Source organism: Streptococcus parasanguinis, assembly GCF_000963275.1.
Taxonomy (GTDB): Bacteria; Bacillota; Bacilli; order Lactobacillales; family Streptococcaceae; genus Streptococcus; species Streptococcus parasanguinis_B.
In genome coordinates, this window is record NZ_JYOW01000001.1 from 1,234,272 (window position 1) to 1,248,887 (window position 14,616).

At 41.9% G+C, this 14,616-nt stretch carries 12 protein-coding genes and 1 riboswitch; of the genes, 1 reads left to right on the plus strand and 11 read right to left on the minus strand.

The annotated features are described in order from the left end of the window. Positions 1 to 46: 46 nt before the first annotated feature. The 8 genes from TZ97_RS06080 to TZ97_RS06115 all read right to left on the minus strand — a co-directional run bounded on the left by TZ97_RS06080 (position 47) and on the right by TZ97_RS06115 (position 10,796). Positions 47 to 1,204, minus strand: a complete 1,158-nt coding sequence (locus tag TZ97_RS06080; RefSeq protein WP_023918808.1) for an ABC transporter substrate-binding protein — start codon at positions 1,202 to 1,204, stop codon at positions 47 to 49. A gap of 108 nt (positions 1,205 to 1,312) precedes the next feature. After that, positions 1,313 to 1,591 carry a DUF2129 domain-containing protein gene (locus TZ97_RS06085; protein WP_003013098.1) on the minus strand — a complete coding sequence of 93 codons (279 nt, stop codon included), beginning with the start codon at positions 1,589 to 1,591 and terminating at the stop codon, positions 1,313 to 1,315. A 277-nt stretch (positions 1,592 to 1,868) separates the two neighbouring features. Beyond that, positions 1,869 to 2,459 (minus strand): ATP-dependent Clp protease proteolytic subunit ClpP, encoded by a 591-nt coding sequence (gene clpP / locus TZ97_RS06090; protein WP_021153673.1) that lies wholly within the window; start codon positions 2,457 to 2,459, stop codon positions 1,869 to 1,871. Positions 2,460 to 2,587: 128 nt separating this feature from the next. Continuing rightward, complete coding sequence (upp, locus tag TZ97_RS06095) at positions 2,588 to 3,217, minus strand: uracil phosphoribosyltransferase (RefSeq protein ID WP_003005574.1); 630 nt, start codon at positions 3,215 to 3,217, stop codon at positions 2,588 to 2,590. A gap of 219 nt (positions 3,218 to 3,436) precedes the next feature. Next, entirely contained in the window at positions 3,437 to 6,097 is a 2,661-nt protein-coding gene (gene mgtA / locus TZ97_RS06100; protein WP_045759744.1) for a magnesium-translocating P-type ATPase, read from the minus strand. Positions 6,098 to 6,306: 209 nt separating this feature from the next. Beyond that, a riboswitch (M-box (ykoK) riboswitch) is annotated at positions 6,307 to 6,462 on the minus strand. A 35-nt stretch (positions 6,463 to 6,497) separates the two neighbouring features. Further along, positions 6,498 to 7,661 carry a MalY/PatB family protein gene (locus tag TZ97_RS06105; RefSeq protein ID WP_045759745.1) on the minus strand — a complete coding sequence of 388 codons (1,164 nt, stop codon included), beginning with the start codon at positions 7,659 to 7,661 and terminating at the stop codon, positions 6,498 to 6,500. Between the two features lies 1 nt (position 7,662). Further along, positions 7,663 to 8,760, minus strand: a complete 1,098-nt coding sequence (locus TZ97_RS06110) for a cystathionine gamma-synthase (RefSeq protein WP_045759746.1) — start codon at positions 8,758 to 8,760, stop codon at positions 7,663 to 7,665. Between the two features lie 407 nt (positions 8,761 to 9,167). Beyond that, positions 9,168 to 10,796 (minus strand): putative polysaccharide biosynthesis protein, encoded by a 1,629-nt coding sequence (locus TZ97_RS06115; protein WP_031574286.1) that lies wholly within the window; start codon positions 10,794 to 10,796, stop codon positions 9,168 to 9,170. 87 nt (positions 10,797 to 10,883) lie between these two features. Between TZ97_RS06115 and TZ97_RS06120 the strand changes: the two genes are divergently transcribed. Next, positions 10,884 to 12,329, plus strand: coding sequence for a UDP-N-acetylmuramoyl-L-alanyl-D-glutamate--L-lysine ligase (locus TZ97_RS06120; protein WP_045759747.1), 1,446 nt, complete (start codon positions 10,884 to 10,886; stop codon positions 12,327 to 12,329). Positions 12,330 to 12,363: 34 nt separating this feature from the next. On the opposite strand, the gene TZ97_RS06125 is transcribed toward TZ97_RS06120, so the two are convergent. The 3 genes from TZ97_RS06125 to TZ97_RS06135 all read right to left on the minus strand — a co-directional run bounded on the left by TZ97_RS06125 (position 12,364) and on the right by TZ97_RS06135 (position 14,484). Next, complete coding sequence (locus TZ97_RS06125) at positions 12,364 to 13,014, minus strand: DUF1803 domain-containing protein (protein WP_045759748.1); 651 nt, start codon at positions 13,012 to 13,014, stop codon at positions 12,364 to 12,366. A 190-nt stretch (positions 13,015 to 13,204) separates the two neighbouring features. After that, the gene (locus tag TZ97_RS06130) at positions 13,205 to 13,783 is read right to left on the minus strand and encodes a TetR/AcrR family transcriptional regulator (RefSeq protein WP_045759749.1); all 579 of its coding nucleotides are present in this window, start codon (positions 13,781 to 13,783) and stop codon (positions 13,205 to 13,207) included. Beyond that, positions 13,783 to 14,484 carry an MBL fold metallo-hydrolase gene (locus TZ97_RS06135; protein ID WP_023918823.1) on the minus strand — a complete coding sequence of 234 codons (702 nt, stop codon included), beginning with the start codon at positions 14,482 to 14,484 and terminating at the stop codon, positions 13,783 to 13,785. Before TZ97_RS06135 ends, TZ97_RS06130 begins: the two co-directional genes overlap by 1 nt. Positions 14,485 to 14,616 lie beyond the last annotated feature (132 nt).

Here is a 14,616-nt window from a genome sequence, read left to right on the forward strand (position 1 = left end):
AGGAATTTTCATTCTCCCAGCCTCTTGTACAAACAACAAATGATAATTATGGTTTAACAGACTCAACTGATTTGACTTTACCATCTTTCAAGCCAATCATAAGAGCTGATTTAACCGGGTTGTGGTTCTTGTCAATTGACATTGTACCAGTCACACCTTCCAAGTCTTTCAACTTCGCAAGGTTATCTTTCAATTCGACAGAGTTCTTAGCACCTTTAGATGCTTCTGCAACCATGTAAACTGAATCATAAGCCAAAGCTGCGAACATTGAAGGTTCTTCATTGTATTTCGCTTTGTATGCTTCTACGAATTTCTTGGCTTTATCAGTCATTTCACCTTCAGTAGAGAATCCAGCTACGTAGTAGATATCTGTAGCTGCAGCAGGTGTTGCTTGTTCAACAAATTTAGCATCGCTAAATCCATCCCCACCAATGATTGGTTGTTTGATTCCCATACCACGCGCTTGGTTTACGATCTTACCAGTTTCTGTGTAGTAACCTGGAAGAACAATCGCATCGAAGTCTTTATCTTTGATTTTTGTAAGGGCAGCTTGGAAGTCTGTATCCTTAGATTGGAATGTTTCTGTTGCTACGATTTCACCTTTATAAGATTTCTTGAAGGCTTCAGCAATCCCTTTCGCATAGTCAGATGAGTTATCGTAGTAGAGAACGACTTTTTTCGCTTTCAAGTTATCAGTTGTGTATTTGGCAATGATTTTTCCTTGGAAACTATCGATGAAGGTTGCACGGAAAAGGTAATCTTGACCTTTTGTCAAATCATCTTGAGTTGCTGATGGTGTAACCAATGGCACACCTGCTTTACCAGCATTGGCAACCGCTGCTGCAGTAGCACCTGAAGTCGCAGGTCCTACAAGAGCGTTCACTTTTGATTGAGTGACAAGGTTTGTAGTGACTGTAGCTGCTTCAGCTGTTTCAGATTTGTTATCTTTATCTGTGACAACAATCTTCTTACCGTCAGCTCCACCCTTAGCGTTGATTTCATCAACGGCCAATTGAGCACCTTTTTGTTCAGCGCTACCGTAGGCTGCTACTTCACCAGTTTTTTCAAAGTTAAAACCGACTTTTAGTTCTTTGCCGATTTCGTTACCAGTTGTGTTTGAACCTGAAGTAGAAACTTCACCACAAGCAGCAAGAAGAGCGACACTTGCAATGGTTAAAAATGAAAGAGCAAATTTTTTCTTCATTTGTAATGATCTCCTTAAATGAATCTTAAAATAAATACATTAAGAATATACCGAATTATCTGACAATTGTCAATAAAAAAAACGCAATCCATCAAATGATTGCGTTTTCTAACCTTCTGTGACCACAGATGGGGTCTCCAATCGTTGCAAACTCCCCACAAAATCTGTATCTAAATCTTTGAGATGGCAAGGCAAGACTTTTTTGACATAACGTTCTTTCTTTAAGTCTTCCATGACTTGATCGGCCTTGTCGCTGTCCACATACAATTGGACATAACGGCATTTCTTAGAATGGTACAAGACATCTCCGACAGATTGTAATTTTTTCCCGTCTCGATTGTAATACAATTTAACAATTAAGCCTGTTCTTTCTTGTTTCTCAAACATGGTCAATCCCTTTCTCGTTCTGTTACTAGTATATCAAATTTCAAGAAAAAGAACTACTCTTTTATGAGAGCAAAAAAGAGAGTGGGACAGAAATCGGTAATTCGTTAAAATTCGATTTCGTCGTCCCACCTCCGCACAGTTGAGTAGGGCTGTAAAAGCTGATGAAATCAGCGTAGTAGAGCCCACTCAACCACTGCGTTTTGCTCGACAATCCAAAAATAATTGAGAGGCTAGGACTTTTGTCCCAGCCTCTTGACGGGCCTTCCCACAGGATGGTTTAACCCAATTTATTATTGGCCATGATTTCATCAATAAAGCCATATTCAAGTGTTTCTTGTGCGCTCATCCAATTGTCACGCTCCGCATCAGCATGCACTTTTTCAATGGATTGACCTGAATTTTCCGCAAGGATTTTTTCCAAGTTGTTCCGTGTTTTGAGTAAGTGTTCTGCTGCAATCGCCATATCGGTTTGTTGGGTACCACCACCAGTACCACCCATTGGTTGGTGAATCATGTACTCGGCGTTTGGCAACATGAAGCGTTTGCCCTTCGCACCGCTTGAAGCGATAATAGTTCCCATAGAAGCTGCCATCCCCATAACAATGGTTTGGACATCTGACTTGATAAAGTTCATAGTATCTACAATGGCAAGACCTGCTGAGACAGAGCCACCTGGGGTATTGATATACATATAGATATCTTTTGTATTATCTTGGGCATCCAAGAAGAGCAATTGAGCGATAATGGAGTTAGCCATTTGGTCCTCAACTGGTCCTGTTACCATGATAATTCGATCTTTTAACAGACGGGAATAAATATCGTAAGAACGTTCTCCTCGACTGGTTTGTTCAATAACTACTGGAATCATCTATTCTTCTCCTTTAGTATCCATTCATTCTCACGATTCGTGAGGTTCAAAGTATATGTGCTATTATAAACCAATGGTCAAAAAAGGTCAAATCTTAAGCACCTTTCGGACGAATCATGAATGGTTTCTTATTTGGTACCGAATAAACGGTCACCTGCATCTCCAAGACCAGGAACAATGTAGCCATGTTCATTCAAATGATCATCGAGGGCTGCTGTAAAGATATCAACATCTGGGTGAGCTTCTTGAAGAGCTTTCACCCCTTCTGGCGCTGATACTAGACAGACAAATTTGATATGGCTAGCGCCACGTTTTTTCAAGGAATCAATAGCTAGAATAGCGGATCCACCCGTAGCAAGCATTGGGTCTACTACAAAGATACGACGTTGATCAATATCTTCTGGCAATTTCACCAAGTATTCAACTGGTTTCAAGGTTTCTTCATCACGGTACATCCCGATATGGCCAACCTTAGCAGCTGGTACCAAACTCAAGAGACCATCAACCATCCCAATCCCTGCACGAAGAATTGGGACAATAGCCAACTTCTTCCCTGCGATTTGTTTTTGAACGGTTTTGGTAATAGGAGTTTCAATTTCAACATCCTCAAGAGGCAATTCACGCAATACTTCGTAGCCCATCAACATAGCAATCTCATCTACCAATTCACGAAAGGCCTTCGTAGAGGTATCTGTACGACGAAGAATAGACAATTTGTGTTGAATCAGTGGATGTGTAATAACTTCTAATTTTCCCATTTTGAGATCCTTCTTTCTAAGCTGTTATTATTCAAAAAAGAGCTATGATAAAAGTGGAGTCAAGCTCTACTCTTTCTTTCAGTCCCTCTTTGATACTCACAGCACATGGAAATCTTCATTTCCAACTTTACATTCTTCTTATTATACCAAATTTTACCAAAAAAAGAGAGCCCTTACACTTAATTTTTTAAGTTCGGACTCACTCTTTCTATCAATCAATTACAACCATTCTTTGTACTTCTTAATATAGATACGTTTGACAACCGTCACACTCAGCATATAAAGGACGATAATCGCAAACAATAGAACAAAGTACAATCCATTTAGTTGGCTCAACTTCAAGATAGAAGCCAAAGGACTATATGGAAGGGAGGTTACAAAGAAGGCTGCTGCTAGAGTCGTCACCACGACTGAGAAGGCTGGACGACTTTGGATAAATGGCAGTTTTGGTGAACGCAACATATGGATAACCATGGTTTGAGACCACATGGATTCGATAAACCATCCAGTTTGGAACACCATGATAAAGGCTGCTGCATCTGCTGCTCCATGGTTGTAGCCATGACCTAAAATCATAGGAACAACAAGGAAGTAAAGAAGCATGTAGGTAATAATATCAAATACAGATGAAATGGGACCAATCCAGGCCATAAAACGCATGATAGAGTTTGCTTCCCAGATACGAGGTTTCTTGAGGAATTCCTTGTCGACATTGTCAAAAGGAAGGGCGATACAAGAAAGATCATAGATAAGATTGAGCACAATCAAATGAACGGGAGCCATTGGAAGGAAAGGCAAAAAGATGCTGGCGAAGAGCAGAGAAAAGATGTTCCCGAAGTTAGAAGAAACCGTCATCTTGATGTACTTAGTCATATTGGCATAGACCTTGCGGCCTTCGACCAAACCTTTTTCAAGGACCATCAAGTCCTTATCCAACAGGATGACATCTGCCGTTTCTTTGGCAATATCAACAGCAGTATCCACAGAGATCCCAACGTCTGACACCTTCATGGATGGAGCATCGTTAATCCCATCTCCCATGTACCCCACCTTGTGGCCATTGTTCTTAAGGCTAAGAATGATCCGTGCTTTTTGATCGGGCGATAATTTAGCAAAGACTGTTGTTGTTTCCACAACTTGCGCTAACTCTTGGTCTGTCATCGTATCGATTTCGCTTCCCAAAAGTATCCGCTCGACATCTAGTCCTACTTTTTCACAGACAGCTTGGGTGACCTTATCATTGTCGCCAGTTAAGATCTTAGTGGTAACCCCATATTCTGCAAGAGCTTTGATCGCTGGAGCTGCAGAAGGTTTTGGTGGATCAAGAAAGGCCAGGTAACCGGTTAGGATCATGTCTCCTTCATCTTCAACACTAAAGATTTCATTTTCGTCCAAGTCGGTTTTGTAGCTGACGCCCAAAACACGAAGACCTTGTTCATTTAATTGAGCGACCTCAGCGAGGACCTCTTGACGGACCTCGTCTGTTAATCGTTTGATATCACCCTTGTACTCAACATAAGTCGATACAGAAAGCATTTCTTCCAAGGCACCCTTGGTCACCATGCTGACCACACCGTCTTCGTCTTTAACAATGACACTCATGCGACGACGTTCAAAATCAAAGGGCAATTCATCTATCTTATGGAAGGTTTGATCTAGATCTCGGACGATCTCATGTTTCTTGGCTTCTTTATGGGTTCGATTGATAATCGCCCGGTCCATCAAATTTTTTAGCCCAGTTTGGAAATAGGAATTCAAATAAGCCCGGCGAAGGACTGATAGATCCAAATCGCCATGGATATCAAGCGGATACTCCAAAACGATTTCATCTTGGGTCAAGGTTCCTGTCTTATCTGTACACAAAATATCGATAGCCCCAAGGTCTTGGATCGCATTGAGTTTTTTGATGACGACTTTTTCCTTGGCCATGATGATGGAGCCTTTGGCAAGACTCGCCGTAATAATCATCGGCAACATTTCAGGAGTCAAACCAACCCCAACGCTGAGGGCAAAGACGCCTGCTTCTAACCAGTCACCGTCTGTGAGGCCATTGATCACAAAGACAACGGGCACCATGACTAACATGAGCCGAATCAAGAGCCAAGAGATGGTATTCATTTCTCTCTCAAATGAAGTTGGTTCGTCATAGGTGTTGATGGTTTGCTCAATGGCGCCCATCATGGTTTCATCTCCCACGACCAAGACCAAGGCTGTCGCCCGGCCGGAGATGACATTGGTCCCCATGAAGGCCAAGCTTTCACTCTCCAAGAGACTATCTAAATTTTGACTGTCGGCTTTTCTGAGACAAACCTTTTCAACAGCATCACTTTCCCCTGTGAGGCCAGATTGTTGGACAAAAAAGTCACGAGAATCAATCAAGACCACATCTGCTGGGATCATATCGCCGGCACTCAGTTTGATCACATCTCCGACAACGATTTCATCGATCGGAATTTCTTGTTCGGATCCATCACGCAGAACGGTCGCTGTATTGACAATCATACGTGATAAGTTGCTGGCAGCTTTGTCGCTTCGCAATTCTTGAATGAAGCGGATCCCACCAGAAATCAAGACCAAGGTCACAATGATGATGGAGGTCGTTGGGTCCTGCTCACCTGGCTTCGCTAGCCAGACATTGGTGATGAAGGAAACCAGCGCAATGACCAACAAAATCACCGTAAAAGGATTGATGATCGATTCGTAGATCTTTTTGATCATAGAATCTTCTTGACCTTTTGTGATGACATTTTCGCCATAGGTATCGCGGTTTTCTTCTACTTGATCGTCAACTAGACCAAGGGCACTGGTTTTGTAGGTGGCAAAGGTGGTTTCAAGTGGTTCTTGAAGAGCAGTAATGAATCTTTCTTTATTTGTTTGCATTGGTATCTCCTTTTTCAATCAGGAGCCAATCACTTTTGGAGTCCCTACGACACAAATCAGCGATTGGCTGGCTCGGTGCGGCTCGGGATGATCGTCGATTTGTATCATAGCTCTCTCCTTTCACTTTTCTTGGTAAGGCATAAAAAAGAGTCCTACCCTCGATCGGTAGGACTCATGAAACTCATCATTTATTTTTTAATCAAAACTCTTAAAAAATTGACCGTTCAAGCTTTAGCTCCGCAAGGCAATGAAATGAGCTTAGTCTTGACCTTTGCGATCAGGACTGTTGACCAACGAGTAGTGTCTCCACTGCTTTGCGGTAGTCATCCGTATCCTTGTGGTAGCCTCACCTACCGTATTTCGAGTTTATTTTACTCCTTCACTTACAGAAAGTCAACACTTATTTGTGAAAAGTATCAACTAAACGTTTGGTAATTTCTTCAATAAGAGAGAAAGGAGCCGCTACATTAAGGCGGGCGTGCAAGGTTCCTTCTTTTCCGAAATCTGTTCCACGGTTCAAAATCAATTTGGCTTGGTCATGGATTCTAGCATGTAGCTCATCATCGGTATAAGGATAGGCTGAAAAGTCCAACCAAAGAAGATAGGTTCCTTGGGGCTTCATGACTCGGATATTGGTCTTTTCCTGCAATTCATCTACAACATAGTCAATGTGTTTTTCAAAGACTTGCTTGAGCTCTGTCAACCAAGGTTTGCCATGGCGATAAGCTGCTTCTGTAGCAATATAGCCCAAGCCTGAGATTTCATGTTGGTTATTGGCCAATTGCCGTTGTTTAAAAGCTGTGCGAAGCTTTGGATTTTCAATAACCACATAAGAATTTTTTGTTCCTGCAATATTGAAAGTCTTGGTCGCACTGGTTAAGATCAAGCTAAAGTCTTTAAAGCTTGGGTCAACTGTGTTAAAGCTGGTATGACGGTGGCCAAACAAGGCCAAATCTTGGTGGATCTCATCTGAAACGAGTAGGACCCCATGTTTATGGCAGAGGTGACCGATTTTTTCCAAGACCTCACGATCCCATACACGGCCTCCAGGATTGTGCGGATTGCACAAAACATAGAGTTTAACCTCTTGCTCCACAATATCTTTTTCCAACTGATCAAAATCAATTTGAAAAAGTCCGTCTTTTTCGATCAACGAATTTTCGATCAATTTTCGACGATTGAGCTTAACGCTTCGTGCAAACGGAGGATAGACTGGTGTATTGATTAAGACAGCATCCCCTTCCTTGGTGAAGGCTTGAATGGCTGTTGAAATAGCTGGCACAACACCCTCGATAAAGACGATCGCTTCCTTGTCAAAGGAATAGCCGTGCTCATTTTTTTCCCAATCAAGGATAGACTGGTAGAGGCTATCTGAGGCATAGGTGTAGCCGTAGACCATTTGGTCAGCATAGCCAATTACCGCTTCTCGCACTTCTGGAATGACGTTAAAATCCATGTCCGCGATCCAAGCCGGAATGATCTCTGGATCCGTCTCTGTCTCTTTCCACTTATAGGTATGGTGGGTCAAGCGATTGGGTAAAGTCGTGAAATCATATTTGGTCATCTTAAGCCTCCAATGCTTGTTTCAAATCGTCAATCAAATCATCCGCATCTTCGATTCCGATAGACAAACGAAGCAGGTCATCTGTCAAGCCGTATGAATGACGAACCTCTGCAGGGATATCTGCATGAGTCTGAGTAGTCGGATAAGTGATCAAGCTCTCCACTCCACCCAGACTTTCTGCAAAGGTAAAGACTTGAAGAGAATTTAAAAAATTAGGAATTTTTTTCTCATCTTGAATTTTAAAGGAGACCATCCCCCCTTTTCCAGTGTAGAGGACTTCTTTGACCTGAGGCGATGTTTTCAAAAACTCGACCACCTTGCGAGCATTCTCTGTGGAGCGCTCCATCCGGATAGAAAGCGTCTTGAGACCACGGATTAGCAGATAGCTATCAAATGGGGAAAGAACAGCACCTGTCGTATTCAAATTGTAAAAGAGTTTGTCATACAAGTCTGCCTCATTTGTCACGACAACACCAGCCAAGACATCGTTGTGACCAGCTAGGTACTTAGTTGCTGAATGAAGAACAATATCCGCTCCCTCTTCAATCGGACGTTGATAGATCGGGCTATAGAAGGTATTGTCTACCACGACTTTGGCACCTTTTGCATGGGCCAATTTAGCTAAATGAGCAATATCAAATTCCAACATCAATGGATTGGTTGGTGTTTCAATATAGAGGACATCCACCGGATCATGATCTAGATGGTGGATCAGTTCTTCTTCTGTATTGGCATAGGTGAAAGAGAAACGACCCTCTTGCTCTTGTTGGTTAAACCAGCGGAAAGAACCTCCATAAAGGTCACGAACGGCTAAGACTTTTGAACCAACTGGGAAAATGCTAAAAGCAAGCACAATAGCTGACATTCCAGAGCTTGTCGCCAAAGCATAATCTGCACTTTCGATAGCTGCCAAAGTCTTCTCAGCTGTTGCGCGTGTTGGATTTTTCGTACGGGTATAGTCAAAACCTGTAGACTGACCAAATTCTGGGTGTTGGTAAGTCGTAGAGAAATGCAAAGTAGTCGTCAAAGCTCCCGTTGCTTGATCCGACTTGATTCCTGTCTGTGCCAAAATCGTATTGATATTGCGTTTTTTACTCATATTGCCCTCCGATAAACATTCAATCTAACTGATTACTATTTTATCACTATTATGAGGAGAGCGGTTTTCCCATTTTCAAGACCTAGCTATAGTTTCAAACTATAAGAAAAGGCTGGTCTCTAATGGCCAGCCTGAGAGTATAGACAAACAGTTCTTCTTTACAAATCTAATAAATTCTATAAAAATTTATTCGTTAGAATTATTCAATCATCTACTGAAACTTTCCGCCGTGAGAAAAGTGCTAGAAACACTTTTGTTTCTAGCACTCGGGAATTTTGAAACTTTAGGTTCAAAACTAAGTCATGGAACTTCGTAGAAGTTCGCTGACGTCCGTACTCACTTAAGGAAAGTTTTCAAGATAACTTTGTCCTCAATCAGAGACTGGACTTAAATGTCCAACCTCTGATTTATTTGATGCGGAATTTTTGTCTGAGACGTGCAGCTTGACCTCCGATAAAGCGGTCAAAATACCGTAGCCATAATCCTAAGGCTCCATAGATAACAACTCCTAATCCGCCAATGACGATGATATAAATCATGCTCGATACACGGCCATTTGGTGGGAAAATCCAGCCCAAAATCAAACCAGCGATCAAGACTCCAAGTAGCATCACCACGGTCAGAATGGAACCAAGCAAGGTCCGCTTGAAGACGATGGTGCGATTAAACTGAGTAATGGTTTGGATCTCCCGATACATGAGAACGATTGGGACCATTAAGGCAATGGTCGTTGACAAAAGCGGACCATAAGAACGAAAGACCAAAATAAATGGAATTTGGAGGACCAATTTCACCACTACCCCATAGAGGAAGTATCGAATGGCCTTGCGATTTTGAAAGAGGGCTTGAATCATTGGCGATAAGACCGTGTAAAGACCGAGAATTACGGTCTGCAACATCGCTACGATAAAGAGTCCTAAGGCCAAGCCATCGGGTTGCCCATAAAATACCGTATAAAGTGGTTTTGCGACTGCTACTGCACCAAAGGTGGCTGGAAGCAAGAAAGCCAGCAACATGGTCAAGTTATCCTGTACGAGCTTCCCAGCCGCTTTTAGGTCCCCCTTCACATAATTCTCTGTCAACAGAGGAATCCCAACTCCCCCAATCGAAGTCGCTACCGCAATCAAGATCATGGTAATTTTGTTTGGATTAGCAGAGAAATAACTAAACATGACCAAGAGCTGCTTTTGACTATAGTCTGTGAACCAAGACATGACATTGATAAAGGTCATCTGGTCAACAATTTGGAAAAGCTGAATCGCGGAACCTGTGATGATAAAAGGAATAGCCTCACGAATCGTATCAATCAAGAGAGCCCGAGTGTCAATCCCTTCACTTCCCTCTTGCTTTCTAAAAATAGAAGAGAGCAAGCCTGTCTTTGCAAGGTAATAAAAGAGCACCAGAAGGCTCGCTCCCATACCGATAAAGGCCGCAAAGGTCGACTGCGTCACAGCCTGCACATAGTCTCCTGAGCCAATCTTCATAATGAAGAAGGTCGTGAGCAACATCCAGATGACCCGGATCACTTGTTCAGCGATCTGGCTAATGGCGTAAGGCTTCATGTTGTTAAAACCTTGGAAAAATCCCCGAATGACACTCATCGAAGGAAAGATCAAGACAGCCCAAGAAAGGCTCTGCATGATCGGAATCAACTCTTTTCCCCCACCTGAAAGACTCGCAAAGACAGGAGACAAAAGATACATGAGAATGGCAAATCCAAGGCCTAGAATTCCCATAAATTTCAAGAAGCCCCGAATCAAAGCAAAGCTATGATCCGCTTGGTCCCGGGTATTGTATTTGGCTACTTGCTTAGCAACAGCTACGGGTACTCCGGCTGTCGAAATCAAGAGAAACCAAGCATAGATATTGTAGCCCATTGTAAAAAGACCATTGGCTTGTGGCCCATATTTCCCCATCCAAATATACCAAGGAATAATATAAGCGGCTCCTAGCAAACGGCTGATAAAGTTGCTGGCTGTCATCCAGGCAGTCCCGCGTAGCATCTGGGCTTGCTGGTCATTTTGTTCGTGACTCATTGGTGTCCTCTTTCGTTTCTTCTTCTCTTCATTATAAACTTTTCCATGACACTTGTAAAATAGGGACTTTAGGTTTACAATAGTTTTATGATTACAATTGAACAAACCCTCAATATTTTAAAACATGACCAAAATTTCCGAGAAGTTCTAGTAAATGGTGAATACTACTACCATCTAGAAGGAACAAATTTTGATGCTATTAGCTATGATAGCCGGAAGGTTTCTGCTAGCACACTCTTTTTTGTCAAAGGGGCCAACTTCAAAAAAGAATACCTGGAACAGGCTATTTCTAATGGACTCGGCTTTTATGTCTCTGAAAAAGATTATGAAGTTGGTATTCCTGCCATCCTCGTCAATGATATCAAACAGGCTATGAGCTTAATCGCCATGGAGTTTTATGGACACCCTGAGAAACAATTAAAACTATTGGCCTTCACAGGGACTAAGGGAAAGACAACCGCGGCCTATTTTGCTTACCATATTTTGGAACAAAGTCACCGACCAGCTATGCTGTCGACCATGAATACAACACTGGATGGTAAAAACTTCTTTAAATCGACCCTGACAACTCCAGAGAGCTTGGATCTTTTTGCCATGATGGCTGAGGCAGTAGCCAATGATCGGACCCACCTCATTATGGAAGTTTCCAGTCAAGCTTATCTAGTGAAACGAGTTTACGGTCTGACCTTTGACGTTGGTGTTTTTCTCAACATCAGTCCTGACCATATTGGACCGATTGAACACCCAACTTTTGAGGATTATTTCTACCACAAACGTCTCCTCATGAAGAACAGCCAAGCCGTTGTCATCAATAGTGATATGGATCATTTCCAAGTTTTAGCGGACCAAGTCGCGAACCAAGACCACGATTTTTATGGAAGCCAGTCTGAGAATCAAATTGAAAACTCTAAGGCCTTCAGCTTCTCAGCCACTGGTAAATTAGCTGGAAACTATGAAATCCAACTGATTGGACATTTCAACCAAGAAAATGCTGTGGCTGCAGGTCTTGCCTGCCTTCGCCTAGGTGCGAGCCTCGAGGATATCCAAAATGGGATTGCTAAGACGCGAGTTCCAGGCCGAATGGAAGTCTTGACTCAGAAAAACGGCGCTAAGGTCTTCATCGACTACGCCCATAATGGAGATAGCTTGAAAAAACTGCTCTCAGTTGTCGAAACCCATCAAACGGGGACGATTTCACTGGTCCTTGGATCAACTGGTAATAAAGGAGAGAGCCGCCGTAAAGACTTTGGCTTACTCTTAGAAGACCATCCTGAGATCCAAGTCTTCCTCACAGCGGATGATCCCAACTATGAAGATCCTTTGGCAATCGCTGAAGAGATTAGTAGCTTCATCACGCGCCCTGTCGAGAAAATCGCAGATCGCGAGCAAGCCATTCAACTGGCTATGGCGACAACCAGCAAGCCTGAAGATGCTGTTATTATCGCTGGAAAAGGAGCAGACTGCTACCAAATCGTCAATGGCGTAAAAGAAGAGTATCCAGGTGACGCCGCCATCGCTGAACGTTATCTATGATCAAATGAAAAAAGGCTAGGAAAATTCCTAGCCTTTATTTTTTTATAAAAATGAATCGTTCTTTATCAAATTCGACAGCTAACTCATACTTTCCATCTTCATTTTGAATGATGTAGCCCAATAAAACTAAACTGTCGACAAAGATGTCCTTGCGCTTTTGCTGGACTACTTCTTTTTTGAGAAATTTGAGCAAAAAGCTAGTCATATACTTAAGAGCATACTCAGGATTGACATCGCCCAAAATGGCATAGAGCTTTTCTTGCTCCTCCGTCAAAGGGTATTGGTGTTTCACCTTGTAGAAGTAATTGGAAAGTGTCTGTGCATGTCGTTCGAAGTCAGTCTCCTCTATGAGAATTGCTGCATTAGTCGTGTTGCGGAGTTCTGTTTGGAAGACCTTGGCTTTTAATTCTTGATAAACTGCACTGTCCTCTCGAACAAAGACCTCTTGATCCAGTTCAACTCGATCAGTTGACTCTAAGAAAGGCAAATTGAGAGTGTAGCGTTTATTTTCTCGAAGGATGAAGCCCGCTTTGATATACTCCTCCATCAGCTTATCCACTGGTTGATCCGGAAATTGGGCCTTAATTTGCCGCAGGATCACATCGTCGTGCTGGTCCAAATAGTTGATCAAGTCCTTGAAAAATGGCTGACGTGTCAAACGTGTGGGGTTAATGATTGTAATCATGAATAGGTCTCGTTTACTGTTTTATCGGTTCGTTCTTATTGTAACATAAAAATTAGTTTAAGCGAAATCAATACCAAAGGACAAAATTTTCAATTTATAGATAGGCAGGCAAGAGGGGAAAATAAGGCAATAAAAGAACTTAGTCTTTTCAATCCAAGTTTACTGTAGAAGCCCCATAAGTTATTCCAACTCATTTTATTTCTAGTATTTTAAAAGAAATAAAATCCGTCAATAGTTGCTTAATGCGTTCTGGACATTCTTCATTGTCCCTACTGTAGATACTCACTAAGCCATGTAAAAAAATAAAGATTCCACTACGAATATTTAGCGCTTCTGCATCAGATAAGTCTCTCGGTAAAAAGACATCAATAGCTTCTTCCAATAAACGATAACTTTTCATTCTCAATTCGAGCAACGGTTGCGAACACTTGCCTGGATCTTCATGCTCTCCACGGTAAAAAATCAATAATTCATAAAAATTACGTTCTCTAAACCCAAAATCCACGTATGCTTGACAGATTTGGAGCAGACGTTCTTTATCAGTCTGCTTGGAATGGCTGATTTCTAAGCAAGTATGATAGAGGTGAATCAACGGTTTTTCCGCTACTGCATATAATATATCCTCTTTCTTTTTAAAATACTGATAAATAGCTGTATGTGAACATCCTGCAGCTTGAGCAATCTGCCTGATTCCTACTTTTTGCTGAGATTCTGTCCGGAAAAGTTCCTCGGCTGCCCTGATAATTCTAGATCTTGTATCCTTTGCCATTACAAACTCCCTTTAAACCCATCCGATGCCTCAAAATCTCGTACAGCATCTTTTACCTCACTACCATGACAAACACTAACAAGTGCCTGTGAATAATCCTTGAGAATTCTTTCACCACTAGCTAAAGCCTGTCTCATATCTGCTGTATATCCTTTCATTGGTGGACGCAACTTTCCATTTCTCGTAGCTGTAAAAAGATCTCCAGCAATTAAAACTTGATCCTCTTCATGGTAATAAACAACATGACCAGGGGAATGACCAGGAGAAAATAGTGGTTTTAGTCCTGCACTACTTATCAAGTCTTGACCTTCTTGACTTTCAACAGTTATAAAAGTAGCCGGATCAAAAATCACTTTTTCCGTCTCTTTTCTATTAGGAAAAGGTTCTTTGCCTGAAATATAGGGGAATTCCTTCTCACTGATTAAAGTCGGGATGTTCCCAAAGTGCTGTCTAAGATAGGGCAAACCTTTGATATGATCTGGATGTCCATGGGTCAGAAAAATTGCTTCAATTTTTTGTGGGAGTAAAAACTGGGCAGCGTACTTCTCCATTCCTCGCATTCCCGTATCAATCACATAAAAGCGACCAGATGATTCAACTAGCCATATGCTGACAACAAAAACACCCAATTCGAACTCAAACTTTCTTATATGTGGACTGATTTGTTTTGTACGTGTTAATAAACGATACAAGAAAGACATATTTACTTCCTCCTTTGAATTCCGGCAAAAACTAACCAGCGGTTAGTTTTTTTGTGAAGTATATCATATTTTATCTGTCTAAACAAGAAACATCCAGAGGATAGTAGAAAAAATACAACTTTTTCAAGTTGT

What these genes read in the sequence shown, in the direction of transcription:
- mgtA (WP_045759744.1), bottom strand. Translation starts at nt 6,097, where the DNA reads ATGCAAACAAATAAAGAAAGATTCATTACTGCTCTTCAAGAACCACTT.
- TZ97_RS06080 (WP_023918808.1), bottom strand. Translation starts at nt 1,204, where the DNA reads ATGAAGAAAAAATTTGCTCTTTCATTTTTAACCATTGCAAGTGTCGCT.
- TZ97_RS06085 (WP_003013098.1), bottom strand. Translation starts at nt 1,591, where the DNA reads ATGTTTGAGAAACAAGAAAGAACAGGCTTAATTGTTAAATTGTATTAC.
- TZ97_RS06120 (WP_045759747.1), top strand. Translation starts at nt 10,884, where the DNA reads ATGATTACAATTGAACAAACCCTCAATATTTTAAAACATGACCAAAAT.
- TZ97_RS06135 (WP_023918823.1), bottom strand. Translation starts at nt 14,484, where the DNA reads ATGTCTTTCTTGTATCGTTTATTAACACGTACAAAACAAATCAGTCCA.
- TZ97_RS06110 (WP_045759746.1), bottom strand. Translation starts at nt 8,760, where the DNA reads ATGAGTAAAAAACGCAATATCAATACGATTTTGGCACAGACAGGAATC.
- upp (WP_003005574.1), bottom strand. Translation starts at nt 3,217, where the DNA reads ATGGGAAAATTAGAAGTTATTACACATCCACTGATTCAACACAAATTG.
- TZ97_RS06105 (WP_045759745.1), bottom strand. Translation starts at nt 7,661, where the DNA reads ATGACCAAATATGATTTCACGACTTTACCCAATCGCTTGACCCACCAT.
- TZ97_RS06130 (WP_045759749.1), bottom strand. Translation starts at nt 13,783, where the DNA reads ATGGCAAAGGATACAAGATCTAGAATTATCAGGGCAGCCGAGGAACTT.
- clpP (WP_021153673.1), bottom strand. Translation starts at nt 2,459, where the DNA reads ATGATTCCAGTAGTTATTGAACAAACCAGTCGAGGAGAACGTTCTTAC.
- TZ97_RS06115 (WP_031574286.1), bottom strand. Translation starts at nt 10,796, where the DNA reads ATGAGTCACGAACAAAATGACCAGCAAGCCCAGATGCTACGCGGGACT.
- TZ97_RS06125 (WP_045759748.1), bottom strand. Translation starts at nt 13,014, where the DNA reads ATGATTACAATCATTAACCCCACACGTTTGACACGTCAGCCATTTTTC.